Source organism: Pandoraea pneumonica (genome assembly GCF_902459645.1).
Lineage (GTDB): Bacteria > Pseudomonadota > Gammaproteobacteria > Burkholderiales > Burkholderiaceae > Pandoraea > Pandoraea pneumonica.
Window position 1 is genome coordinate 1,979,551 of the sequence record NZ_CABPSK010000001.1, and the last position, 22,701, is coordinate 2,002,251.

Annotated in this window: 17 protein-coding genes and 1 tRNA gene; 5 read left to right on the forward strand and 13 right to left on the reverse strand. The window is 63.3% G+C overall.

Annotation, left to right across the window (positions count from 1 at the left end; translation table 11 throughout):
• Nucleotides 1-76: 76 nt before the first annotated feature.
• Nucleotides 77-766 (reverse strand): GntR family transcriptional regulator, encoded by a 690-nt coding sequence (locus PPN31114_RS08670; protein WP_150678979.1) that lies wholly within the window; start codon nt 764-766, stop codon nt 77-79.
• A 905-nt stretch (nt 767-1,671) separates the two neighbouring features.
• Here PPN31114_RS08670 and PPN31114_RS08675 point away from each other — a divergent pair.
• From PPN31114_RS08675 to PPN31114_RS08690, 4 genes are all read left to right on the forward strand, one after another.
• A complete protein-coding gene (locus PPN31114_RS08675; protein WP_150678980.1) occupies nt 1,672-2,835 on the forward strand; it encodes an efflux RND transporter periplasmic adaptor subunit in 1,164 nt (387 codons plus the stop codon).
• Nucleotides 2,828-5,935 carry an efflux RND transporter permease subunit gene (locus tag PPN31114_RS08680; RefSeq protein ID WP_150678981.1) on the forward strand — a complete coding sequence of 1,036 codons (3,108 nt, stop codon included), beginning with the start codon at nt 2,828-2,830 and terminating at the stop codon, nt 5,933-5,935. Before PPN31114_RS08675 ends, PPN31114_RS08680 begins: the two co-directional genes overlap by 8 nt.
• Before the next feature lie 88 nt (nt 5,936-6,023).
• Nucleotides 6,024-7,523, forward strand: coding sequence for an efflux transporter outer membrane subunit (locus tag PPN31114_RS08685; RefSeq protein WP_150678982.1), 1,500 nt, complete (start codon nt 6,024-6,026; stop codon nt 7,521-7,523).
• Nucleotides 7,524-7,747: 224 nt separating this feature from the next.
• Nucleotides 7,748-8,392, forward strand: coding sequence for a LysE family translocator (locus tag PPN31114_RS08690; RefSeq protein WP_174987801.1), 645 nt, complete (start codon nt 7,748-7,750; stop codon nt 8,390-8,392).
• A 34-nt stretch (nt 8,393-8,426) separates the two neighbouring features.
• Here PPN31114_RS08690 and PPN31114_RS08695 read toward each other — a convergent pair whose 3' ends face one another.
• The 6 genes from PPN31114_RS08695 to PPN31114_RS08720 form a co-directional block, all read right to left on the reverse strand.
• On the reverse strand, nt 8,427-9,563 hold the full coding sequence (locus PPN31114_RS08695; RefSeq protein ID WP_174987805.1) for a porin: 1,137 nt from the start codon (nt 9,561-9,563) through the stop codon (nt 8,427-8,429).
• Between the two features lie 141 nt (nt 9,564-9,704).
• Entirely contained in the window at nt 9,705-10,892 is a 1,188-nt protein-coding gene (locus PPN31114_RS08700) for a hypothetical protein (protein ID WP_150678985.1), read from the reverse strand.
• Nucleotides 10,882-12,240 carry an MFS transporter gene (locus PPN31114_RS08705; protein WP_150678986.1) on the reverse strand — a complete coding sequence of 453 codons (1,359 nt, stop codon included), beginning with the start codon at nt 12,238-12,240 and terminating at the stop codon, nt 10,882-10,884. Before PPN31114_RS08705 ends, PPN31114_RS08700 begins: the two co-directional genes overlap by 11 nt.
• 107 nt (nt 12,241-12,347) lie before the next feature.
• The gene (locus PPN31114_RS08710) at nt 12,348-13,523 is read right to left on the reverse strand and encodes a DUF5624 domain-containing protein (protein ID WP_150678987.1); all 1,176 of its coding nucleotides are present in this window, start codon (nt 13,521-13,523) and stop codon (nt 12,348-12,350) included.
• A gap of 19 nt (nt 13,524-13,542) precedes the next feature.
• Entirely contained in the window at nt 13,543-14,433 is an 891-nt protein-coding gene (locus PPN31114_RS08715) for an amidohydrolase family protein (RefSeq protein ID WP_217426924.1), read from the reverse strand.
• Nucleotides 14,434-14,510: 77 nt separating this feature from the next.
• Entirely contained in the window at nt 14,511-15,299 is a 789-nt protein-coding gene (locus tag PPN31114_RS08720; protein WP_150678988.1) for an HpcH/HpaI aldolase family protein, read from the reverse strand.
• 135 nt (nt 15,300-15,434) lie between these two features.
• Here PPN31114_RS08720 and PPN31114_RS08725 point away from each other — a divergent pair, with 135 nt between their 5' ends.
• Entirely contained in the window at nt 15,435-16,388 is a 954-nt protein-coding gene (locus PPN31114_RS08725) for a LysR family transcriptional regulator (protein WP_150678989.1), read from the forward strand.
• An 86-nt stretch (nt 16,389-16,474) separates the two neighbouring features.
• On the opposite strand, the gene PPN31114_RS08730 is transcribed toward PPN31114_RS08725, so the two are convergent.
• The 6 genes from PPN31114_RS08730 to fdxH all read right to left on the reverse strand — a co-directional run bounded on the left by PPN31114_RS08730 (nt 16,475) and on the right by fdxH (nt 22,695).
• A tRNA-Sec gene (locus PPN31114_RS08730) sits at nt 16,475-16,570 on the reverse strand.
• Nucleotides 16,571-16,654: 84 nt separating this feature from the next.
• A complete protein-coding gene (gene selB / locus PPN31114_RS08735) occupies nt 16,655-18,565 on the reverse strand; it encodes a selenocysteine-specific translation elongation factor (protein WP_150678990.1) in 1,911 nt (636 codons plus the stop codon).
• Entirely contained in the window at nt 18,562-19,992 is a 1,431-nt protein-coding gene (gene selA / locus PPN31114_RS08740; protein WP_150678991.1) for an L-seryl-tRNA(Sec) selenium transferase, read from the reverse strand. The genes selB and selA overlap by 4 nt, the downstream gene beginning before the upstream one ends.
• Before the next feature lie 4 nt (nt 19,993-19,996).
• Complete coding sequence (fdhE, locus tag PPN31114_RS08745) at nt 19,997-21,058, reverse strand: formate dehydrogenase accessory protein FdhE (protein ID WP_150679229.1); 1,062 nt, start codon at nt 21,056-21,058, stop codon at nt 19,997-19,999.
• A 51-nt stretch (nt 21,059-21,109) separates the two neighbouring features.
• A complete protein-coding gene (locus tag PPN31114_RS08750; protein WP_150678992.1) occupies nt 21,110-21,748 on the reverse strand; it encodes a formate dehydrogenase subunit gamma in 639 nt (212 codons plus the stop codon).
• 2 nt (nt 21,749-21,750) lie between these two features.
• Complete coding sequence (gene fdxH, locus PPN31114_RS08755; RefSeq protein WP_150678993.1) at nt 21,751-22,695, reverse strand: formate dehydrogenase subunit beta; 945 nt, start codon at nt 22,693-22,695, stop codon at nt 21,751-21,753.
• Between the last annotated feature and the right edge of the window lie 6 nt (nt 22,696-22,701).

Below are 22,701 nucleotides of genomic sequence, written 5' to 3' on the forward strand. Positions count from 1 at the left end.
TATCTCCGATGAATGACGTGACGGCTTAGCAGGCGCAATGGATACGGGCGGTGTGGGCGGCTTCAATGAACGAGGCTTAGCGCGGCGCCGCACCGGGCGAACCGGCGGGAACGAGCGCCTGCAAACGCGTCTGCATGGCGTGGGTGAGGTGGTCCCAGACACAACGCTGGGCCTCCTCGGGACGCCCAGCAGCGATGGCCTCGAAGATCGCGAGATGCTCGCGAACGGCGGCGCGCGTGCGGTCGGCGTCGTAATGCGGGATGCGTTGCAGCGCCAAACCGTTCTGCGTGCGCAACGCGTGATAGGTCTCGACCAGCCGCACGTTGTCGGCCGCAGCGAACATCGCTTCGTGGAACTGCCAGCCCACGCGCTGCGTGATGTCGACATCCAGCGGCACGGCTTCGTCTTGCGCGTCGAGCGCGCGCAGGCGCTTGGCGACTTCTTCCAGCGCAGGGGTCACGCCCTTTTGTGCGGCGAGCCAGGCGGCCATGCCTTCAAGCGCAAGCCGCACTTCGTGAATTTCGCTGAGATCGCGCACCGACAGTTGACGCACGAACGTGCCACGCATCGGCACGATCTCCAGCAGGCCGTCGTTGGCGAGCGCCCGGATGGCTTCGCGCACCGGCGTACGGCTAATGCCGAAACGCTCGGACAGCGCGCGTTCGGAGAGCGCCTCACCGGCGCGAATCTCACCGGAGACGATCAGGGCACGAATCGCGTTGTAGGCCGAATCGCTCAGGGCTGGGGTGCGTTGGGTCTGGTTCATAACTGGTATACCAGCAAAAAACAATTTACCGGTCAACGCAAAAATCTGTTGGCGGGTGGTTTTTGCGGGTAAACGATGAGCCATCGGCGCCGAGCCACCCAGCAGGCGCTCAGCGCGCACTCAATTCAGCAAACAATTAAATTACGACTTATTAATCGCAAGCTCGGCCAATTCCTTATGCCGCCGCAATTCCCGCAATAACGAACAGCCCTCAGTTTTATTCACCAAAACCAGAAGAATTCACACCAAAAATTGGCTGAATAATTGCTTGACGCATGCAATTGACGCGCGTACGATCCGCGACGAATCAATCATCAGGGGACACCCCAATTGGACAGTTGTAGTTGCCCGTTACCGCTTGAACGGTAGATCCCGGCCCGACGTCCGTCCCTTTTGGTCGCCGTCTCGCCGGAGTGCGAGAGGTGCGCCATATCTGCGCTTAGTTGATGCCCACCGGAATCCTTTCCGGTTTCGCTAACCAGATTCCCGCCTTTCCTTGATCGTCATGCGCTTGAAAACACGCTTGCCTTCCCGGGCCATAGCGGTGCTTCGCGCGTGTCTGCCGTGAACGCTTGCCCGCCGCTGCCCCGACGTATGTCGCGGCAGCGCAAGGCGTACGTTCGCTCTCGCTTGCGAGCCGCCGCTGCTGTGCAACGGTTCCTTAGCCTAAGGAGAAATCGATGCCCGACCCTGACAGTTGCTTATGTCGGTCGCATGTCATTGACACATACGCACTTCAAATTCCTTTTAAACCGGCAATTCCATTGAATTACCGGCAGGCATTGCGTCGCGTGGCGAAAACGTTTTACGTTGCCGGATTAAATACCGGCTGACGTGACCCGACTCGTCTTTACACGTGAGTGCAATGCCATCGCCTCCCTCACGTGTAAAAAGAGATTCGGGAAATGAACAAAATCCATCTATCGGGCGCAAACAAGCGGATCGCCCTCGCCGGCTTCGGCGTGATCGCCACGCTCGCCCTCTCGGTCGAAGCCGTGCGCTGGATGTCGACAACCAGCCACGCGTCCGTCAAGCCAGATGCCACCGAGCACGCAATCGTGCTGCGTGACGGCGACAAAATCATCGTGCCCCCTGACTCGGCGCTGCGTTCGCGGCTGGCCGTTGCCGTCGTCGGCCTGCGCGACGAGCCGCGTCTGGTGCAATTGCCCGCCACCGTCGAAGCCGACCCTGCCCGCACGGCCAACATCCTGCCGCCTGTGGCCGGACGTATCGTCGAGCTCAAGGTGCATCTGGGCGACCACGTCGAAAAGGGGCAGCCGTTGCTGACCATCGATTCCGGCGATCTCGCACAGGCATGGTCAGACAACGACAAGGCGCGCGACGCCTTGAACCACGCAGGCACCACGCTCAAACGTGTGCAAGGCTTGCGAGATGCCGGGGCCGGGGCCGCCAAAGACCTCGAACAAGCACAGAGCGACTACACGCAAGCGCAAGCCGAACTCACACGCTCGGAGACGCGCCTGCGCGGCATTGGTGCCGACGCGCGCACGCGTGGGCGTCAGCTCACGCTGAGCGCCCCCTACGCCGGTACGATCACGGCGCTGTCGACGTCGCAAGGCGCTTATGCCAACGATCTGACCGCCTCGCTCATGACCGTTTCGAATCTCGATGCCGTCTGGGTGACGGCCAACGCGCCCGAGAGCAATGTGGCGTTGATCGCGAAGGACCAACCGGTCGATGTGGTCTTTCAGGCGTATCCGGGCCAGACATGGCACGGCAAGGTCAGCTTCGTGAGCGAAGTCCTCGACCCCGATACCCGCCGCGCCAAGGTGCGCATTGCGTTCCCCAATACCGACGGCCGTCTCAAACCGAATATGTTTGCGACCGCCACGTTTGCGGTGCCGCAGCAGCGTTCGGTGTTCGTGCCGAACTCGGCACTGATCATGAACAACGACAGTACGGTGGTGTGGGTCGAAGTGGCCCCGTGGACCTTCGTCAAGCGCACGGTGCAGCCGGGTTACGGCGAGCCCGATGGCGCACGCGTCGGTGCCGGGCTAGCCGCAGGCGATCGCATCGTCGTCAAGGGCGGGGTACTGCTCAATGATTAATCGCCTCATTACCTTCTGCCTGCGCAAGCGGGTCGTCATCTGGGTGGTGGCGCTGCTCGTGGCTGCATTCGGCTGGTATAGCTGGACGCAAATGGCCGTCGAAGCCTACCCCGACATCGGCGACGTGACCGCGCAGGTCACCACACAAGCGCCCGGCCTCGCGGCCGAGGAAATCGAACAGCAAATCACCGTGCCGCTCGAACGCGCGCTGGGCGGTACGCCCGGCGTCGTGTCGATGCGCTCGTCGTCCACGTTTGGCCTCTCGCTCATCACGCTTGTGTTTCGCGATGGCATCGACGACTACTGGGCGCGCCAGCGCATCAACGACCGCATTGCGGGCGTGACGCTGCCTTCGGGTATTACGCCCGGGCTCGATCCGGTGACCGGCCCGGCGGGCGAAATCTATCGGTACACGCTGGAGTCGGATACCAAGAACCTGATGGAGCTGTCAGAGCTACAGCGCTGGGTCGTCATTCCGGCACTGCAACAAGTGGCGGGGGTGGTGAACGTCGACAACTTTGGCGGCTTCACCATGCAGTACCAGCTCGAACTCGATCCGGTGCAGTTGCAGCGCTACGGCATCGGGCTAGGCGACGTCACCACGGCGATCAACAACAACAGCGCCAATGCTGGCGGCAGCCGCATTTCGCGCGGCGAGCAAGGCTATGTGATTCGGGGCATCGGCATGGTGCATTCGCTCGACGACCTCGGCAACATCGTGGTCACGCAGCGCAATGGCGTCCCCGTGCTGGTGAAGGATCTCGGGCGGCTGACGTATAGCCATCAGGAACGCGAAGGCATTCTCGGCAAGGATCACAACCCCGACACCATCGAGGGCATCGTCGAGATGCTCAAGTACCAGAACCCGTCCGAAACGCTCAAGGGCGTGCACGCGAAAGTGGAAGAACTGCGCAAGCAGCTTGAGCCGCAAGGCGTGCGCATCGTGCCGTACATCGACCGCGACGATCTGGTGCAGAACACCGTCCATAAGGTGTCGCACACGGTGGCCGAAGGTGTCGGACTGGTGTGTATCGTGCTGATTCTGTTCCTCGGCAGCCCGCGCAGTGCGCTGATTGCCGCCGTGACGATTCCGCTCGCGCTGGTGGCCGTGTTCATCATGATGCACTTCACGAACATGCCCGCGAACCTGTTCTCGCTGGGGGCCATCGACTTCGGCATCATCGTCGACGGCGCAATTGTCGTGACCGAAGCGATCTTGCGGCGACGTGAAGCGGCACCCGACGCCACGCTCACCGAAGGCGACGTACTGAGTGCGACCACGCAGGTGGCCCGCCCGATTCTGTTCGCCACGCTCATCATCATCACGGCCTACCTGCCGCTGTTCGCCTTCGAGCGCGCCGAAGCCAAGCTGTTCTCGCCGATGGCCTACACGGTGGCCTACGCGTTGGCCGGTGCGCTGTTGTGCACGTTCATGCTGATTCCGGGGCTGGCCTACGTGGCCCTGCGTAAGCCGCGCAAGGTGTTCCACAACGTGCCGCTTCTGCGTGCACAGGCGGGTTTCCAGCGCTGGCTCGACAAGCTACTCAATGCGCCTCGCATGGCGATCTCGATTGGTGTGATCGCGCTGGCGGCGGTCGTTGCGCTCGGTGCCACGACGGCGCGCGAGTTCTTGCCCGATCTGGACGAAGGGTCGTTGTGGCTGCAAGTGCAATTGCCGTCGGGCCTCTCGCTCGACAAGGCCAGCGAGATGGCAAGCGAGCTGCGCACGGTGTTGCTGAGCTTCCCCGAAGTGTCGTATGCCGTCACGCAACTGGGCCGCAGCGACAGTCAGGCCGACCCGTGGACGCCGTCGCACATCGAAGCCCCTGTCGGCCTCAAGCCTTACGACACCTGGCCGCATGGCGAAACAAAGGCCGAGTTCGTGCAAAAGCTCAACGACCGGCTCAAGCAGATTCCGGGCATGTCGGTGGGGATCAGCCAGCCGATCATCGACGGGATCAACGATGCCGTGGGCGGTGCGCACAGCCCGCTCGTCATCCGCATCGTCGGCAACGACTTCAAAGAACTGCGCCGTATCGGCACGGAAGTCGTGGGCGTGCTCAAGCAAGTGCCCGGCACTGCCGACGCGTCGATCTTCGAGGAACCGCCGATTCCGCAAATCGTGGTGAATGTGAACCGCGCTGCGGCCGCTCGTTACGGCATCAATGTGGCGGACGTGACAAATCTGATCCAGACGGCCATCGGCGGCGCGTCGGTAAGTCAAGTCTATGTGGGCGACCGGCAGTACAACGTGACCGTGCGCTTCCCGCCGAACACGCGCAATAGCCCGGAAACGCTTGGCAACTTGTTCGTCAACGCCCCGGGCGGCGCGCAAATTCCGTTGTCGGCACTGGCCAGCATTCGCTATCAAAGCGGTGAGGCGACCATCACGCACGACATGAGCAAGCGTGAGTTGATCGTGCGCATCGACTATGCGGGCCGCGGGTTGTCCGACTATCTCGCCGACGCCGAGAAGCGCATCGCCAGCAACGTGAAATACGACCACAGCCAATATCAATTGGTGTGGGGCGGACAGTTCGAGAATCAGCAGCGCGCGCAGGCGCGTCTCACGCTGATCATGGGGCTGGTGCTCGCGTTGATGCTGGTGTTCCTGTTCGCCGAATTCGGCAAGCTGCGTCAAGCTGCGCTGATTCTTGGCGTGGTGCCGCTGGCGACGCTGGGCGGTCTGATGGCGCTGCGCCTGACGGGCGAAACCTTGAATGTTGCGAGTGCCGTGGGCTTCATTGCGCTCTTCGGTGTGGCTGTGCAGAACGGCATCATCATGATCGCCAACATCAACCGGGTGCGTGCCGATGGGCTGGGCTTACGTGAAGCAGTGATCGCGGGCGCGGTCGAGCGGTTCCGGCCAGTGCTCATGACGGCCACGGTGGCTACGGTGGGCATGCTGCCCGCGGCGATGGCCGTTGGCGTGGGCACCGACGTTCAGCGCGCACTGGCCACGGTGGTGGTGGGCGGGTTGATCGTCGCCACGCTGCTCACGCTGTTCATTCTGCCGACCTACTACTACGTACTCGAACGCTATATCGAGCAACGCGCGGCCAAGCGCGCGCTCGACGCGGCCGAGCCGGCACGGGGGTAACGCCATGCATCGCAAACTCCTTACCCCGGTTCCCTCTGCCCTTTGGCGACGCACGGCCAGCGCCGTACGCTTCGCGGAGACTGTTGTCATGACTCATCGTTATGCCGGGGCGCGTGGCGCCTTGGCGCTGGCGGCCGCACTGTCGATGGCCGGGTGCGCCGTCGGCCCCGACTTCAAAACACCGGAAGCCCCCGCGAACGCGGGCTACACCGTCGACGCCCTGCCTGCGGGCACGTCGGCAGCAGCCACGACAGGCGGTGGCGCGCAGCGCTTCGTGGCAGGGATGGATATTCCGGCGCAATGGTGGACGCTATTCCACTCGCCCGAACTCGATGCGCTTGTCAAAGAGGCCATCGAACACAACCCCGATATGGACGCGGCACGTGCCGCCCTCGAAGCCGCGCATGAAGCCGTGCGCGTGCAGCAAGGCGACTATTTCCCGCAAGTGAGTGCGTCGTACTCGCCAACGCGCCAGAAAATCGCTGCGCCGCTGGCTAGCCCGGCGGCAAGCGGCGACGATCTCTACAACTTGCATACGGCGCAAGTCTCCGTGTCGTACACGCTCGATCTGTTCGGTGCCAACCGGCGACAGGTGGAATCGCTCGTCGCGCAAGCCGACGCGCAGCGCTTTGCCTTGGAAGCGACGTACCTGACGCTCACGAGCAATGTGGTGGCGGCGGCCATTCAGGAAGCGTCGCTGCGCGGGCAACTGAGCGCTACGCAGGAAATCGTGGCGCTCCAGCAGCATTCGCTCGACTTGTTGCATAAGCAGTACGACCTCGGCCAAGTGGCGCAGGCCGATGTGGCGGCGCAGGAAGCGTCGTTGGCACAGGCGCAGGCCGCCGTGCCGCCACTGGAGAAGCAACTCGCGCAGCAACGCGACGCGCTGGCTCGCTTGCTCGGGCGCATGCCCAACGAGCGCATCGGCGCGCAGTTTGACCTAAGCGGTTTGCAATTGCCGGAGGCTTTGCCGGTGAGCTTGCCGTCGCAGTTGGTCGAGCAACGCCCGGACGTGCGAGCGGCGCAAGCGCAATGGCATGCTGCCGCAGCGGCTGTAGGTGTCGCAGTGGCCGCGCGCTTGCCGAGCATCACGCTGAGTGCGGGTTACGGCGCGAGTGCCGAAATTGCGCGGGAGTTGTTCAGCCCGGGCACGGCGTTCTGGTCGTTGGCGGGCAGCCTGACGCAGCCGATCTTCGCGGGCGGTGCACTGCTGCACAAGCAACGCGGGGCCGAGGCGGCGTACGAGCAGGCGGGTGCGCAATATCGCGGGACAGTGCTCACAGCGTTCCAGAACGTAGCCGACACGCTGCATGCGTTGCGAACGGATGCCGATGCCCTGGGGGCATCGCTCAATGCGGAACGGGCCGCGCAACGCAGCCTGTCGATTGCGCAGAAGCAACTCGAACTAGGCGATATCAGCTATTTGACGTTGCTCAACGCACAGCAGACGTATCAGCAAACGCGTGTGGCGCTGGTGCAGGCGCAGGCCAATCGCTATGCCGATACGGTGGCGCTGTTTCAGGCGGTAGGCGGCGGGTGGTGGCATCGCGACGACATGCAGGTGGTGCCCGTCGCCAAGGCGGGATGAAGTGGATTGAGGTGGACTGAAGCGACGTGCGGCATCGGTGGTCGTCCTTCGGGACGAGTACCAGTGCCGTGCGGCATCCGGTGTCGGATTGCGGTCAGGTAGCCATCAGATTGCCGTCAGATTGCGTATGGGCATCACAAAATGAGACGCCGCCAACGATGTTACGATGCCGCCCAATAACCTCAGCCCGTGCAACGCAATCGCTTTCTCGGAACATCACCGTCATGATTGACCTCACCGTACTGCCCTACTTCCTCGCCACTGTCGTGGTTCTCGTTGCCATCCCTGGTCCCAACACGATCTTCGTATTGACGGCCAGCGCGAGCCAGGGGTTTCGGCACGGGCTGGCGTCGGCCTTCGGCGTGATGCTCGCGACGATGGCGCATGTCTGCTTTGCAGCGGTCGGCCTGACGGCGCTATTGATGGCATCGCCCGCGTTGTTCACCGCGATCAAAACGTTGGGCGCGGGCTATCTGATCTATCTGGGCATCAAGGCGATTCGCAGCAAAGCTGCATCTGACGGCGGAGCGTCCGCGCGCGCGATTGAGCAGCCGCTTGGTACATCGATCCGCAAGGGCTTTCTCGTCAATCTGCTCAACCCGAAGACCGGGCTGTTCATTGCAGCGTTCTTGCCGCAGTTCGTGAATGCCGCAGCGGGCCAGGTGCCGCTGCAAATCGTCACGTTGGGCGCCATTCTCGTGTTGGTCGGCGGTGTGGGCGACGTCGCGTGTGCGGCGCTCGCCCGTACGATCGTCAAAACGATCGCCAAACGTGGCACGAAGTCCGGTGTGGGCAAATACATTGCAGGCCTGCTTTACATCGGCCTTGGTGCGGCTGCGATGGCGACGTCGAGTGGGACGGGGAAGTAAGCGACACCTCCCCTTCACCGGTACGAACCGACAATCAGAACGTATGCCGCATGCCAATGCGCACTGCGGTCGACGACGGCCCCTGCCCCGTGTAGGTGCCGTTCACGAAGGTCGGTGCCGCACCGCCGCCAAGGAACACCGGTGCTGCGCCGCCGCCTGCATACAACCACGTAGCTTCAGCGTAGACATCGGTTCGCTTGGACAGCGCGTAGTCCGCGAGCGCCGTGACGTTCTGCCACTTCTGCGAACCCATCTTCGAATACCAGTAGCCGCCCATGAACGTCCACGCCGGTCCCCAGCGGTAGATCTGGTTGGCTTCGTAGGTGTTCATCACAACGCTCTCGTTGCCGTTGCGAAAGCGCGTGCTGGTGAAGAGCAACCGCGTGGTATTCGGCCCATAGCGATAGCTGCCGCCCACGCCCCAACTGGCGATGTTGTCCAGCACCGCAGGCCCCGGCGGCAGATCCGGGAAGATCGTCGTCCCCGCTTGCGTCGGCGCATTCACCCCCGAGTTGTGCGTGTTGGTATATGCCGCGCCCAGGCTCAGCCCATCGTTCGCATACTTCGCGCCAAAAGCAATCACGCGGCCAGTGCCTGCCGACACCGTCGACGACGGCGTGGCGTACAACGCGCCAAGCGTGAGACCCGCCCAATTCGGTGACGTGTACTTGATCGCGTTATTGATGTGGAGCGTGCCTGCCAGATGGTCGAAGTCGCCCGGGTGCCATGAATACTGCCCCGCCAGTTGCCCCATCGTGAATTGCGTGAGGTTGTCCCAGAAGAAGTCGTACTGCTTGCCGAACGTTACCGTCCCCAATGCATTGTCCTGAAGACCCAGCCACGCTTGTCGGCTGAACAGCACGCCCGACTGCACCATCGTCCCCGAGTAGAGATTGAAACCGTTCTCCAACGCGAAGATGGCGCGACGCCCGTCACCCAAGTCCTCGCTGCCGCGCAGCCCCCAACGGTTCGCCTGAATCGCCCCATCGTTGGCCACGAACGTGCCGTGTCCATTCAAATTGCTGAAGTACGTGAGGCCAGCGTCGATGATGCCGTACAACTGCACCGAACTTTGCGCTTGGACATTGGAAGCCACAGCGAGCAAGGCGGGCGTGAGGAGCGCGGCGAGAAGCGAGGCAAGCGGCTTACGGCGTGAAGCTAAGCGAGTCATGAGGTTTGTCTCCATATCGTAATTTTTTTGGGCAAAACGAAGCCGTCACCCTCTGGCGGGGCGAGACGGGTAAAGCAGGTCAAACGGAATCTTCAGAAAGCGCAGGCGTCGGCTACAGCAGGTAACGCCTGCGCGCGCACGTCATCCGGAAAAGCGGTAGACGACGGAATCGACGCGGAACCGCACGTCGGCATCGAGGCTATTGGTCACCACGACGTAGCGTTGGCCATCGGCCTCGAAGGTCGACGCGTCGGTGCCCCCGAAGGTGCCGATCCACTCGACAGCATCGAAGCCGTCGCCGCGCCATCGCCACAGCACCGACTGCTGCACGGGCTCGGGAGCCTTCGGCGTGCCGGTAATGAAGCGCACTTGCAGCAGATAGCGCGGCGCACCGGGGCGGCTCGCGGGTATCTCACAAAGCTCACGCCCGCCAGCACCGTCGAGCGTCTGCGTCGCGATGAACTGCACGCCGTCGAATCGGTAAAGCGTCGTGTGACTGAGCAGGTTGGCGTGCACGAGCCACAACGTCTCGCCATCCACAAAGAAGTGGAAAGCGCGCCCACCCGGTTCGTCGAACGTTTGCAGCGTCTCGAACTGACTGCCGTTCCAGCGGAAGATGCGCGACCCGCTGACATGATCGGCATAAGCCACGTAGTGTTTGCCTGCGTGTTCGATGTGCGCCCAGTTGTAGCCCCAGCGTCCGCCGGTGGCCTGAAACGCGACGAAGCGCTCGCCGTTCCAGACAAACACGCAAGACTGATCCGGGTGACGTGCGACGGGCCCCTCCACGGTGACGCCCTGAGCCAGCCCGAGGAAATGCCGCCCGTCGATTTCGAAGTGACGCCACTGCTTGCCAGCGAACACCTCAAACCGCTGATGCTCACGCCATTCGCCGTCAAGGCGCTCGTACAGCACGGCGTGGGTATTCAAGTCATACGGCCCGCTGCCGGTACGAATACCCACGCATGCAAGAAACTCGCGTGCGCCGATGGTGAAGTGTTCGACGTCCTCGCCACCGGGTAATGCGATGTGTTCCTCCTGAACGAAATGCCCGGCTTCACAGCGATAGAAAAGCGCGTCGACATCGCTATCGCCGCCATTCATGTAAGGCACCTCGCCTGCGACATCTTTCGACATCTGGGCAATCGCCAGCCATCGCTCGCCATTGCGGATGAAGGAGGCAACCGCGCGGGCGGCACTCGTGGGCAACGTCTGCACGGGAGCGAGCAGGCGCTCGGTAGTGCGGCTGTCGTCGTGCCGACTCGACGCATTATCGGCAGCGCTATCGGCAGAATTAGCGGCGAGATTCGCGGCGAAATTAACGGCCATGATTCACTTCTCCGTGCGGCACCTGCGCGCCGTAAGCGTTAGACGGTTGCGCGGGTTGTGCCGCTTGCGCCGATACCGCTGCGCCATCGTGCCCTTCGGCTTGTGCCGGAGTACGCCAGCGGGCGATGCTCACGCCAGCCGCGCCGATGAGCGCCATGCAGGCGGCGATCACAAAGATCTGTGGCAACGGCATTTGACGCGCGATCAACCAACCGCCGACGGTCGGTCCGATGATCGAGCCCAGCCGCCCGATGGCCATCGTCGCCCCTACCCCAGCGGCGCGTACGTCAGTCGGAAACAGGCGGCTGGCAATCGCGGGAAAGGTCAGTTGACCGCCGACCAAACAAGCCCCCACGGCGAAGAGCATCCCAAACGTGGCGTGCCCCACGCCGATCAGATTGCCCAGCACCACGGTCAGCACCGCACCGCCGATGAACGAACACGCCACCGGCACGAATGGTCCCGCTCGGCTCACGACCGTCGAGAGCACCAGCGCGCCGACAATCGCCCCGACATTGAGCGTTACCGCGCCCATGGCGGCCCGATCGGGTGCGACGCCGTTCAGGTGGAGCAACGTCGGCATGAAGCTCACCAGGAAGCCCGAGAGAATCATCGTCGCCAACACCCCCACCCACAGCGCGGTCGCGGCCACGCCACGTCCGTCGGCAAAAACGCGCGGCAACATGCCACGGTGCTGCAACACCGCGCCCGGCCGTTCACCCTTCTGCGCATTGCGCCCCGGCGCCGTCGCGGGCAGCACCCACAGCACCGGCACGATCACGAGCAGCGCGAAAGCCCCGCCCATCTGGAACACGAACGGCCAGCCGAAGCGCATCATCAGCACCGCCGAAATCGCGCCGCCCACGACGGCCCCCAGCGGGAAGCCGATGAACATCAGAATGACGAGCGCCGAGCGGCGGCGAACGGGGGCGCTTTCCGCCGTGATAGCGGTAACGGGCGGAATGGCACCGCCCATCCCCAGACCACCGAGCAGGCGCAGGATCGACAACTCCGTCGCGGAGGTCGCCCACGCACAGGCCAGCGTGAAAACGCCAGTCATGATGAGTGCGGCAACCAGTGTCGGACGGCGTCCAAACCGGTCGGCCAGCGGCCCGGCAATGAGCGAGCCGACGACCGTGCCGATAAACCCCGCGCCGAACACTCGCCCGAGCGATGCCGGGTCGATGTTCAACGATTTGGATAACAGCGGCGCGACGAAGCTGAGCATCAGCGTGTCGAAGCCGTCGATCATCGACACGGCGAAACACACCAGCGTAATGGCAACGATGCGTCGCACGGGTAGCGCGACGGACGTATCGTACGGCCCCTCGTTTTGCATCAAGTTCATGGTTGTCTCCTGACGGGGCGAGTGGTTGTCGTTGTGAAATCGGCACTGCCTTGGGAAGTTGACGGTGCGGCGCCCCTGCCGCCCGTCGCGTCTTCCCTTCGTGTGGTTTATCGCGCGTGTGGCGGGTAGTTCACCTGCGTAAATCCGGGAATCACGGCGCGCGACGGATCGTTATCGCAGCGCGCGAGCTCGTCGACGATGTAGTCCGCGACGCAGTTGGAGAGCAACTGGGCCGGGTCTTCCATGATGCGTCGCAGCCGTGCCGCCATGACCTTGCGATCTTGCGCATCGGCCAGCGGCGGCATGGCCTCGTCGGGCGACGGCGCGAACGAAAACCCCGGCGCGTGCGGGAACATCTCGCGCGCGACTTCGATGCTGGCCCGCGTGTTGTGCCACAGCTCGCGGTAGCCCGCCTCAAGCGAGCGAAGGTCGTCCGCCGTGCCAAGGTTCGCTACGGAAAAACCCGGCGCGTGCGGCGCGACCAGCAACCGTTCCGGCGGCAAGCGTTCGCCCGAAGCACGCCAAATGAGATGGCACATGTTGTTCGACGACCACGTCGCGCCCGCCGTCGGGCGGCCCGACCGGCCCGAGACGATCACCATGGCGCGCGACCAATCGAGCGATTGCGCGCGCAGCCAGTTGCCGATGCGATAGACGATGTCGAGATACGCCAGCCCAAACGTTGCGAACATCACGTCGTTCATCGGCACCGGCAAGTCGCTGCCCGGCTGGGCTTCGAAGTAATCGGCGACAAGGCGCTCGAACGTCAGGCGCGAGGGATCGGCCAGCGCTTGTGTCAGCCAACGGCTGGAAACGTCGCACGTGTAGTCGATCAGATCGACCAGTTTGGCCTCGTTGCCGCGAAGGCTCTGCACGGCAACGTCATCGCGCCAATGTGCCAGCGTATTGGCCTTGCGCACGTTTGCGGCGTGTTCGATCAGCCGCTTCGCTTCGGCGCGCCAAGCGGCCGTTTCGCTGTCGCCCTGCCCGTCGTCGTCCAGCTCGCCAAGTTCAAGCAGGCGAGCGAGGTAGGCCAGCGCGAGCGGCAGGTGCGAGACCGCTGTCAGCTCGATGAACCCACGCGTCGACTTACGAAAACTCTCGATCTGCGCCGGTGCGCCGTTACCGGGGAACAGCGCAATGTCCGAGCCGGTCGAGACCAGCAGCGGCAGTGCTGCGTCGCGTGCCGACATGGTTTTCGCCAGCCGGTTACCCAGACTCTGCGGGTCGGAGGTGAATGCGTGAAACAGGCCAGCAAAGGCGGCGTGTGGTTGATAGCTCATGAATGAACTCGGTCAGAAATCACGCGAAATCATAGAGGCGCGCCGGGTTGTCGACCAGAATTTTGCGACGCGTTTCAGCGTCCGTCGTCCAGTCGGCCAGCAGGTTGAGCAACTCGCCGGTGTCGCGCTCGCCCATCGGAATGTGCGGCCAGTCGGAGCCCCAGATGACTTTGTCGGGCGCTGTCTCGATGATCGCTTTGGCCATCGGCGCGACGGACGCCAGCGGTCGCAGTTTCGCGACGCGATACGGCGCCGACAGTTTGAGCGTGCAATTGCCGTCCTTGAGCAGTTGGAGCAGGCGCGTAAAGTCGTCGCTCGTCAGGCCGTCTTCCTGTGTCATGTAGCCCATGTGGTCGATCACGAACGGGGTGCGCACGTCGGCCAGAAATGGAATCAGATTGCGCACGATCGGGCCCGGTGCGTAGAACTGGAGATGCCAGCCGAGGCTTTCGCACAACGCCGCCATGCGGGTGATGTAGGCCTGAATGTCTTTCGTCGGTTGTTCTGCCCGCGAGAACAGGTCGAGGCGGATGGCGCGCACATTGGCACGGTGCCAGTCGTCGAGCGTGGCAGCAGGCAGTCCTTCGTCGATCATGACCACACCACGCGCGGCGTCTCCCGCCTTTGCCAACGCGTCGAGCAGGCAGCGGTTGTCGGTGCCGTAGAAGCTTGGTTGCACGATGGCGAAACGACGGATCGAGAGCGCGTCCATGACTTCGCGGTACTTGGCGAGCGGACCGTCGGGCAAGGTGTATTGCGGGTTGCCGACGCTCGGGTACTGCGCGAGCGACTCGAAGACGTGCATGTGCGCATCGCACGCGTTCTCGGGCATCTCGAAGGTGGGGCGCGCCAGCGTGCTTGCAGCGCGCATGGGCGTCGAGGTCAGTTGGCCTGCGTATTGAGTTGCCATGTGAGTGAGTGCTGTTGAAGTCGCAAAAAATGGGGATTTCGTGTGGATGCTCGCGTTAAGCGTGTATTAGGCGGGCATCAAGCGGGCATCAGTGCTTCACGGTCTGCCGCCACGCGACGGCGCATGGCGTCGAGAAAAAGGTCGCCGTCGATGCCGCTGAAGACAAACGGGGCGGCCCCTTCGGCGCGCAACTGAGTCAGCGCTTCGCCCTCGGGCATGCCGCCGACGATGGCGATCTTGCCCTGCGCCCGTACGGCGGCGACCACGTGTCGGCAAGCGGCCAGCACGTCGGGATGGGTCGGGTTGCCGGTGTGGCCGAGGTCCGCCGACAAGTCATTGCAGCCGAGCGCCACGATATCGACGCCGGGCACGGCCGCGATGGCGGCGGCGTTCTCGACACCGGCACGGCTTTCGATGAGCAGCTTCACGGCGGTAACGGCATTCACGCGCTGGTTCATCTCAGCGGCGGGCAATTTCTCGTAGCCGACATACGGCAGCGTGGCGAGTTGGGAGCGCTGGCCATGCGGGGCGAAACGGCTGCCGGTGACGATCTCGCGGGCTTGTTCAGCCGACTCGATACGGGCGGCGATGATGCCGAGCGCACCGCCGTCGAGAACCCGGTTGATCATGCCGTAGTCGCGTTCAGGTACGCGCACCCAAGGCATCAGACCGTTATCGACGGCGCAAAGACAAAGCTGCGACACGGTGTCGACCGGCAACGGGCTGTGTTCCATGTCGATCCAAACGGTGTCGTAGCCCGCGGCACGGGCCCAGCGCACGACGTCGGTCGAGCGAGCGGCGCGCACGCCCAGAGCGAATACCGGCTGACCGGCGCGCAGGCGCGCCATGAGTTCTGTGCTTTCCATGCTGTCTCCAAAGCCACGGTGGCTTCGTCTCGTTCTATTGATTTCGACACAGTATGGCCCCGCCAATAGATTTCATTTATTCTTTGAAATCACGTTAATGATTTGCAAAACAAATCAATGGATGAGCACTGAGCGATGATGAATATTCGGCATTTGGAGTACTTCGCCGTGTTGGCTGAAGAACTGCACTTCCGGCGCAGCGCCGAGCGGCTGGGCATTACACAAGCGCCGCTGAGTTTGGCGATTCAGGCGCTCGAGGAATCGTTGGGCGCGCGGCTGTTTCACCGCACGCGCCGGTCGGTGTCGCTCACTGAGGCGGGCATTGCCCTGGCGGCGCAGGCACCAGCGATCCTGGCGCACATCGAGCACGCGCGGGAGTCGGTCTGGCAGACGGTGAGTGGCGAGGTGGGACGGTTGCGGGTGGGTTTCACGAACGCGTCGTCGCTCTCGCCCGTGTTTCCGCAATTGATTCACGCGTATCGCAAACAGCGGCCGAAGGTGCAGGTGCAGTTGCATGAGCTACCGTCATCGCGACAGTTGGATGCGCTTGAAGCGCGTGAGATCGATGTGGCTTTGCTGCGACTCGATGCGCAGCAACCGGCGCCGTCGTCGCTAGTTCTCACGCCTTTAGTTGTCGAGCCCCTTGTGTTGGCGATGCATGCGGGACACCCGTTGGCGAAAGCGGCGAAGGTGAAGATTGCAGATTTGCGGGACGAAGCGTTTATCGCTTATCCGCGCTCGGCGGGCGTGGTGATGTTCGCGCAGATCAATGCGTTGTGCGCGAAACGCGGCTTCGAGCCGAAGATCGTGCAGGAAGCGCAGCAGGCGTCAACGCTCATTGGCCTGACGGCGACAGGGCTTGGCGTGACCGTCGTGCCGAAGTCGCTTAACGCCATCGCCGTTCCCGGTGTGGTGTTTCGAGACTTCGCAGATACGGACACCACGACGACGCTGTATATCGGGCACCGGTATGGCGATGCCAATTCTCGGGTCAAGTTGTTTGTGGAGTTGGCGGCGACGTTGCGGGGGGTGGATGAAGTGAAGGCGGCGGAGAAAGCGCCAGTGCGGAAGCGCAAGGCCGAAAAATGACTTCGCGCCAAACACATCGCGAACGACCTGTTCTTTAGCCTGATTCTGCCGCTTTTGCCTGACATGAATTTGGTGCTGCGCAGAAGTGGCGGAAAGCAGCCGGAGTCGAACCGACCTGGGAACGGCTGACGCCCCCAACCGGGTTTGAAGCCCGGCCGCATCACCGGATACGGATGCCTTCCTTCGCGCAACGAAATGACTATGTAACGATATCGAGTCGTGCTCGATAAAAACGCCACGCGAAACATCGCGTGGCGTTTCTTTTGCTAGGCCGCACCCCAAACTACGCCGGGACGCCGCACATGCGTATCGCCAACGCGGCGAGTATAGCCCGCGCGGTCGAAGAACTCCAGAATCTGAACCGCTCGCTTGCGACCCAAACCCGTCGCATCCCGAAACGCTCCCGCTTCGATCCGCCCCTCGCCCTGTGCCACCAATTTGGCCAGCGCTTGCACACACGCGTCGTCGTAAAACAAATCCTTCACCACTTGATGCACTCGCCCCTGTCGCGCCAATTTGCGCAACACCGCACGCACGCGTTCCTCAGGCGCATTCACCTCACGCCCCAGATCACGCACCCACGGTGGATCAAAACGGCCCTGCGCAATGCGCGGCAACAACGCCTCCGCCAACGCCGTCTCGTCCGCGCTCATTTCCACACGATGCGTCGGCAAATGCAGCCATGCGCCCGTGCGCGTCAGCGAACCATCCGCCACCAGTGCCTGCACGATCGCACGCCACCGGCCAGCTTCCAGCGCGGGCCACGTCATTCGGCCAAGACGCCCCGCATCCAACCCCGGCTCGTCGGTCAAGCGCGCATGGTAGTCACGTAGCGCATCGAGCACTCGCGTGCGCATCGCCTCCCACGCCTGCGGCGCGAACGCCAACGATTCACCTTCCCCGCCGGTCAGCACCACAGCGTCCGTCGGCCACTGCCACTTTGTCGAGGGCAAGCCCGTGAGCGCCGTCACCTGCGCGCCCGAAAGCCCCTGTGGCGACTGCGTCAGCAAACCGTCGAGCCCATCGCCATCGAGCGTGCGGGCCATCGCATCGAGCCACGCCAGACGCGCGGCCGAGCGGCGCTTGCGCTCCGGCCCCGCCGGATCGAGCACACGCCCGCCGCCCACCGTTGCCGTCGCCTGCGGATTGCGAACGATGAACCGGTCGCCCGGCATCGTGCACACCGGCGTGTCGAACACCAACTGCACGCGCATCGTGCCGCCCGGCGCCAGCATGTCGCCATCGAGCAGCACCGTGCGCGCCTGTACATGCGTCGTGCCCAAGTGCACATGCAACGGAAACCATTGCGTGAGCGGCGCATTGCCATCCAGCCAATGCAACTCGACATCCACATGCGTGGAAGGCGCCGACAACCCCGGCGCAACGATCCAGTCGCCACGGTGAAGCTGATCGCGCTCGATACCCGCTAGATTCAGCGCACAACGCTCGCCTGCCCGGCCCGCCTCAACCGCTCGGTTCTGCGCATGAATGCTGCGCACGCGCACCGGCAAGCCCTGCGGCATCACCGTCAACGTGTCGCCCACGCGCACCGTGCCCGCGAACGCTGTCCCCGTCACAACCGTGCCATGCCCCGCCAGCGTGAACACGCGGTCCACGGCAAGGCGGAACAACGCGTCGTCACGACGCGCCGCATTCCCCGACGCCTTGAGCGCCTGCGCCGCTTGCGTGAGCTGCTCACGCAACACCGCGACACCTGCATCGTCCGGCGTCGTCGCCGACACCGGCACGATCTGTGCGTCGGCGAGCGGCGTGTTCGCGAGCCACTGCGTAATCTCGCGTTTGACACGCCCCAGACGTGGGATGTCGACGCGATCCGCCTTCGACAACGCCACCACGCCCTGACGCACGCCGAGCATCGTGAGGATGGCCAGATGCTCGCGCGTTTGCGGCATCACACCATCGTCGGCGGCAATCACCAGCAATGCGAAGTCGATGCCGACCGCACCGGCCGCCATCGTGTGAATCAACTTCTCGTGACCGGGAACGTCGATGAAGCCGAGCACCTCGCCATCGGGCAACGGCGTGTAGGCATAGCCCAATTCGATGGAAATGCCACGCGCCTTTTCTTCTTTAAGACGATCGGTATCCACGCCGGTTAAAGCGCGCACCAGACTCGTCTTGCCGTGGTCGATATGACCTGCGGTGCCGACGATCATGCACGAAGCTCCGCGAATTGCAGCGTCAGACACGCCTCGTCGCTCGCTTCAAGGCAGCGCAGATCGAGCCACAGTGTCTGATCGGAAATGCGCCCGATCACCGGATACGGCAGCCCACGTAGCGCCGCTTCTAGCTTCGCCAATGCACGCCCACTACCGCGCTTGCCGCCGCCCGCAGGGGCAATCGCCAGCCCATAGCTGGGCAGCTGCTCGACGGGCAAGGCACCGCTGCCGATCTGGCTCACCATCGGTGCAGCCGTCACTGTGTACGCCTCGCCCAACGACTGCGCCAGCACCGGCGCCAGCCGCTCCGCCTGCGCCGCCATCTCAGCGCGCGTACGGGTGAGCAAGCGCAACGTCGTCAAACGTTCGGGCAAATGTTCAGGATCACGGTACAGACGTAACACCGGCTCAAGCGCCGCCAGCGTGAGCTTGCCCACACGCAACGCCCGCTTGAGCGGATGCTTCTTGATCTTGGCAATGAGATCCTTGCGCCCGACGATCATGCCCGCCTGCGGGCCACCAAGTAGTTTGTCGCCCGAGAACGTCACGAGATCGGCACCGGCGGCAATCGTCTCTTGCACCGTGGTTTCGTGCGGCAAGCCCCAGCGCTCCAGCGGAGTGAGCGTGCCGCTGCCCAGATCCACCGCGACGGGAATGCCATGCGGTTTGGCGATGGCTGCGACTTCCGACACGTCCACGCTCTTCGTGAATCCCGTCACTTCGTAATTGCTGCAATGAACCTTCATCAACAACGCCGTCTTCTCGCCGATAGCGTTGCGGTAATCCGCCGCATGCGTGCGATTGGTCGTGCCGATTTCGACGAGCTTTGCGCCCGCGTGCGTCATGATGTCCGGAATGCGAAACGCGCCGCCAATCTCAACCAACTCACCGCGCGAGACGACAACCTCACGGCGCTTCGCCAACGTCGCCAGCATGAGCAGCACCGCCGCCGCATTGTTGTTGACCACGGTGGCCGCTTCGCCGCCCGTGAGTTCGCACAACAACGGTGCGATGAGATCGTCGCGATCGCCGCGACCGCCTGTCGCCAGATCGAATTCGAGATTGGCAGGTGACGTCAGCGCTTGCATCACCGCATCGACAGCGGCCTCGGGCAACAACGCGCGGCCAAGATTGGTGTGCAGCACCGTGCCCGTCAGATTGAACACCGGGCGCAGCGTCGCACGATTGCGTGCGGCCAGCGTGCGCGTCACCCGCGCTGCAAAGGCTTCAGGCGCCAACGTTTCTCGTGAGAGATTTCCCGCGAGTGCCTCGCCGCGGCAAGCGTCCAAATCGGCACGCAGCGCCGCGGTGACTTGGGTGCGTCCGTAGTCGGCAAGCGCCGCTTGAAAGTCGGGCATGCCCAGCAGGCGGTCGAGCGACGGCAGATCCGCCGCGCTCACGGGTGCCAGATCGTCCTCGGCCATGTCGTTACTCCTCAGCGCTTTGCCAGAGTAGCGGGTTGCCGTTGGCCCGCGCGTAGCCCGCTTCGCCCATCAACACGTCGAGCGCCAAGCTCGCCAAGTCGTCGGCAACGGGTTCCACGAACGGGTCTTTGTCCTGATAGAAGATTTTGCGATAGCTGTGACAGTCGTCGCACGACTCGGCACGGCTCGGCGACGACGCGACACGTTTGGCCGCTTCGTCGAGTTTGGGGCGGCCACCCTCGGCGGCTTCCGACGACTTGCCATCCTCGCCGGATGTGCCCTCGGCATCCCGTGCGGGATGGGTGGCTTGCGCGAAGAGATCGGCCTTCGCACTCGCCTCGCCCTCCTTGTCGACGACGTGATACGCCACGTGTTCGCTCGATTCGCAGTGGGTGCATTTCACACGCACCATATGCCATTCGGTCGAGCAAAGACCACACGCGAGATAACGGTAGCCTTCATGCGCGCCGCCAATGCGCACCACGCTCGCCACCGGCAGCGTGCCGCACACGGGGCAAATATTCGGCACGTCGAGCATCGGCACTTCACCTGCCTCGAACGTACTCGCCACGCCCGTCCAAAGCACTTGCAGCGCCGCCATCAGAAATGGCGCGCTCGCCGCATCGACGCCCTTGCCATGCCCCGCCAACAGTGACTGCGCGGCGGCATCGAGCGTGGCGGCGTCGGCACTGCGAATTCGATCGAGTACGCCACGCACCGGCGCAGGCACGTCAGTTTGTACGGCAACCGCGTCGAGCAACGGCGTAAGCAATGCCTTCCACCGGCCGACTTCGTAACCGCCATTGGCGGGCACCAGCGGCATGCAGTGCTGCTGCGCCTGCGCAATCAATTCGGCGGAAGGACGATCGGTTTGAAAGTTTTCGGCCTCGCGGCGTTGCGCGTCGACCAGTGCGGCCATTAGCCGCAGGTAATCACCGAGCGGATGCCCTTCAGCGAGCTGACGCAAACGCGCCGCACGCGCCGAGAAGACCTCGGCGGGTTGCGGCATGCGAAGACGGGGGATGGCGGTGCGATCGAGCGACTCGATCTGTCCGGGTTGGAGGATGCGTTGCAAGGTGGCTGGCCTCGTAGGAGCGTCCAGCCACCGGGGCCGGACTTACTTGTTGAGTTGCTTGTACCAGGCGCGATGATGCTTCCACGCCCAGCCTCGCGTCACGGTGCCGCGTGTCATGGCACCCACGGACCCTTTGATCCAGATCGCCGCGTAGATGTGCGTAATGATGCCGCAAATCAACACGAATGCACACACCGCGTGCACGTCCGAAGCGAGCCGAATGACCCAGATCGGGAAGTAGAACGCGAAGTACGCGCGCCAGATCACGATGCCGGATGCGAGCAGTCCGAGCATGCACAGCACCATCACGTAGAACAGCAGCTTCTGCCCGGCGTTGTAGCGCCCGACTTCCGGCAGATTCTCTTCGCGATTGTTCAGCACATCGCCGATCTTCATCATCCATTCACGGTCGCGCGACTCGAACTTGTTATAGCGGGCAAGCCGCAGCGCGAGCCACACAAAACCGACGAACATCACCAAACCGACGAATGGATGCAGAATGCGCGTCCACGGCCCGCCACCGAATAAATTGGTGAGCCAGAACATCGACGGATGAAACAACGCCAGCCCGGAGAGCGCGAGCAAGATGAACGTGCCCGCGACAATCCAGTGGTTGATGCGCTCTGCCGCGTTGTATCGCTGGATCAGATCGTCTTTATGTTCGCTATGTTCTTGCGACATCGTCAGACCTCCTCGTGCGTGGCAACACCCTTGCCGGGGCCATCGCCCTTGCGGGACGCATCGTACCGGCGCGCTTCCTCTTCATCGGCTTCGGTCGTCTCGTTCGGACCGGTCTTGATGTAGTGGAAGAAGCCGGCAATCGCGGTGAACGCCATCGCGGCGACGCCCAACGGTTTCGCAATGCCCTTCCAGAACGTGACCATCGGGCTGATGCGCGGATTATCTGGCAGGCCGTGATACAGCGACGGCTTGTCCGCATGGTGCAGCACATACATCACGTGCGTGCCGCCCACACCGGCCGGATCGTACAAACCCGCGTTATCGAAGCCCCGCGACTTCAGGTCTTCGATGCGCTCTTCCGCCTGATCCTTCATGGCGTCTTTGGTGCCGAACATGATCGCGCCGGTCGGACACGTCTTCACGCAGGCCGGTTCCAACCCCACGGACACGCGGTCGGAACACAGCGTGCACTTATACGCCTTGTGATCCTTCTGCGAGATACGCGGAATATTGAACGGGCACCCGGTAATGCAGTAACCGCAGCCGATGCAGTTCTCTTCGTGAAAATCGACGATGCCGTTGGCGTATTGCACGATCGCCCCCGGCGACGGGCACGCCTTCAGGCAGCCCGGGTCCTCGCAGTGCATGCAGCCATCCTTGCGGATGAGCCATTCGAGGTCGCCCTTGGGGTTTTCGTACTCGGTAAAACGCATGAGCGTCCACGAGTCTGCCGACAAGTCGCGCGGGTTGTCGTACACGCCGACGTTCTCGCCGACTTCGTCGCGCAGATCGTTCCACTCCATGCACGCTGTCTGGCAAGCCTTACAGCCGATGCACTTCGAGACATCGATCAACTTCGCGACGTCGCCCGTATGCGATTCACGCACGGAAGGCGACGGCAGCGTCGTTGCCGAGCGCCGTTTGATATCAAGTGATTGCAATGCCATGGCGCC

What these genes read in the sequence shown, in the direction of transcription:
- fdxH (WP_150678993.1), bottom strand. Translation starts at nt 22,695, where the DNA reads ATGGCATTGCAATCACTTGATATCAAACGGCGCTCGGCAACGACGCTG.
- PPN31114_RS08695 (WP_174987805.1), bottom strand. Translation starts at nt 9,563, where the DNA reads ATGACTCGCTTAGCTTCACGCCGTAAGCCGCTTGCCTCGCTTCTCGCC.
- PPN31114_RS08670 (WP_150678979.1), bottom strand. Translation starts at nt 766, where the DNA reads ATGAACCAGACCCAACGCACCCCAGCCCTGAGCGATTCGGCCTACAAC.
- PPN31114_RS08710 (WP_150678987.1), bottom strand. Translation starts at nt 13,523, where the DNA reads ATGAGCTATCAACCACACGCCGCCTTTGCTGGCCTGTTTCACGCATTC.
- PPN31114_RS08720 (WP_150678988.1), bottom strand. Translation starts at nt 15,299, where the DNA reads ATGGAAAGCACAGAACTCATGGCGCGCCTGCGCGCCGGTCAGCCGGTA.
- PPN31114_RS08750 (WP_150678992.1), bottom strand. Translation starts at nt 21,748, where the DNA reads ATGTCGCAAGAACATAGCGAACATAAAGACGATCTGATCCAGCGATAC.
- PPN31114_RS08700 (WP_150678985.1), bottom strand. Translation starts at nt 10,892, where the DNA reads ATGGCCGTTAATTTCGCCGCGAATCTCGCCGCTAATTCTGCCGATAGC.
- PPN31114_RS08705 (WP_150678986.1), bottom strand. Translation starts at nt 12,240, where the DNA reads ATGAACTTGATGCAAAACGAGGGGCCGTACGATACGTCCGTCGCGCTA.
- selA (WP_150678991.1), bottom strand. Translation starts at nt 19,992, where the DNA reads ATGGCCGAGGACGATCTGGCACCCGTGAGCGCGGCGGATCTGCCGTCG.
- PPN31114_RS08725 (WP_150678989.1), top strand. Translation starts at nt 15,435, where the DNA reads ATGATGAATATTCGGCATTTGGAGTACTTCGCCGTGTTGGCTGAAGAA.
- PPN31114_RS08675 (WP_150678980.1), top strand. Translation starts at nt 1,672, where the DNA reads ATGAACAAAATCCATCTATCGGGCGCAAACAAGCGGATCGCCCTCGCC.
- PPN31114_RS08685 (WP_150678982.1), top strand. Translation starts at nt 6,024, where the DNA reads ATGACTCATCGTTATGCCGGGGCGCGTGGCGCCTTGGCGCTGGCGGCC.
- PPN31114_RS08715 (WP_217426924.1), bottom strand. Translation starts at nt 14,433, where the DNA reads ATGGCAACTCAATACGCAGGCCAACTGACCTCGACGCCCATGCGCGCT.
- PPN31114_RS08680 (WP_150678981.1), top strand. Translation starts at nt 2,828, where the DNA reads ATGATTAATCGCCTCATTACCTTCTGCCTGCGCAAGCGGGTCGTCATC.
- selB (WP_150678990.1), bottom strand. Translation starts at nt 18,565, where the DNA reads ATGATCGTCGGCACCGCAGGTCATATCGACCACGGCAAGACGAGTCTG.
- PPN31114_RS08690 (WP_174987801.1), top strand. Translation starts at nt 7,748, where the DNA reads ATGATTGACCTCACCGTACTGCCCTACTTCCTCGCCACTGTCGTGGTT.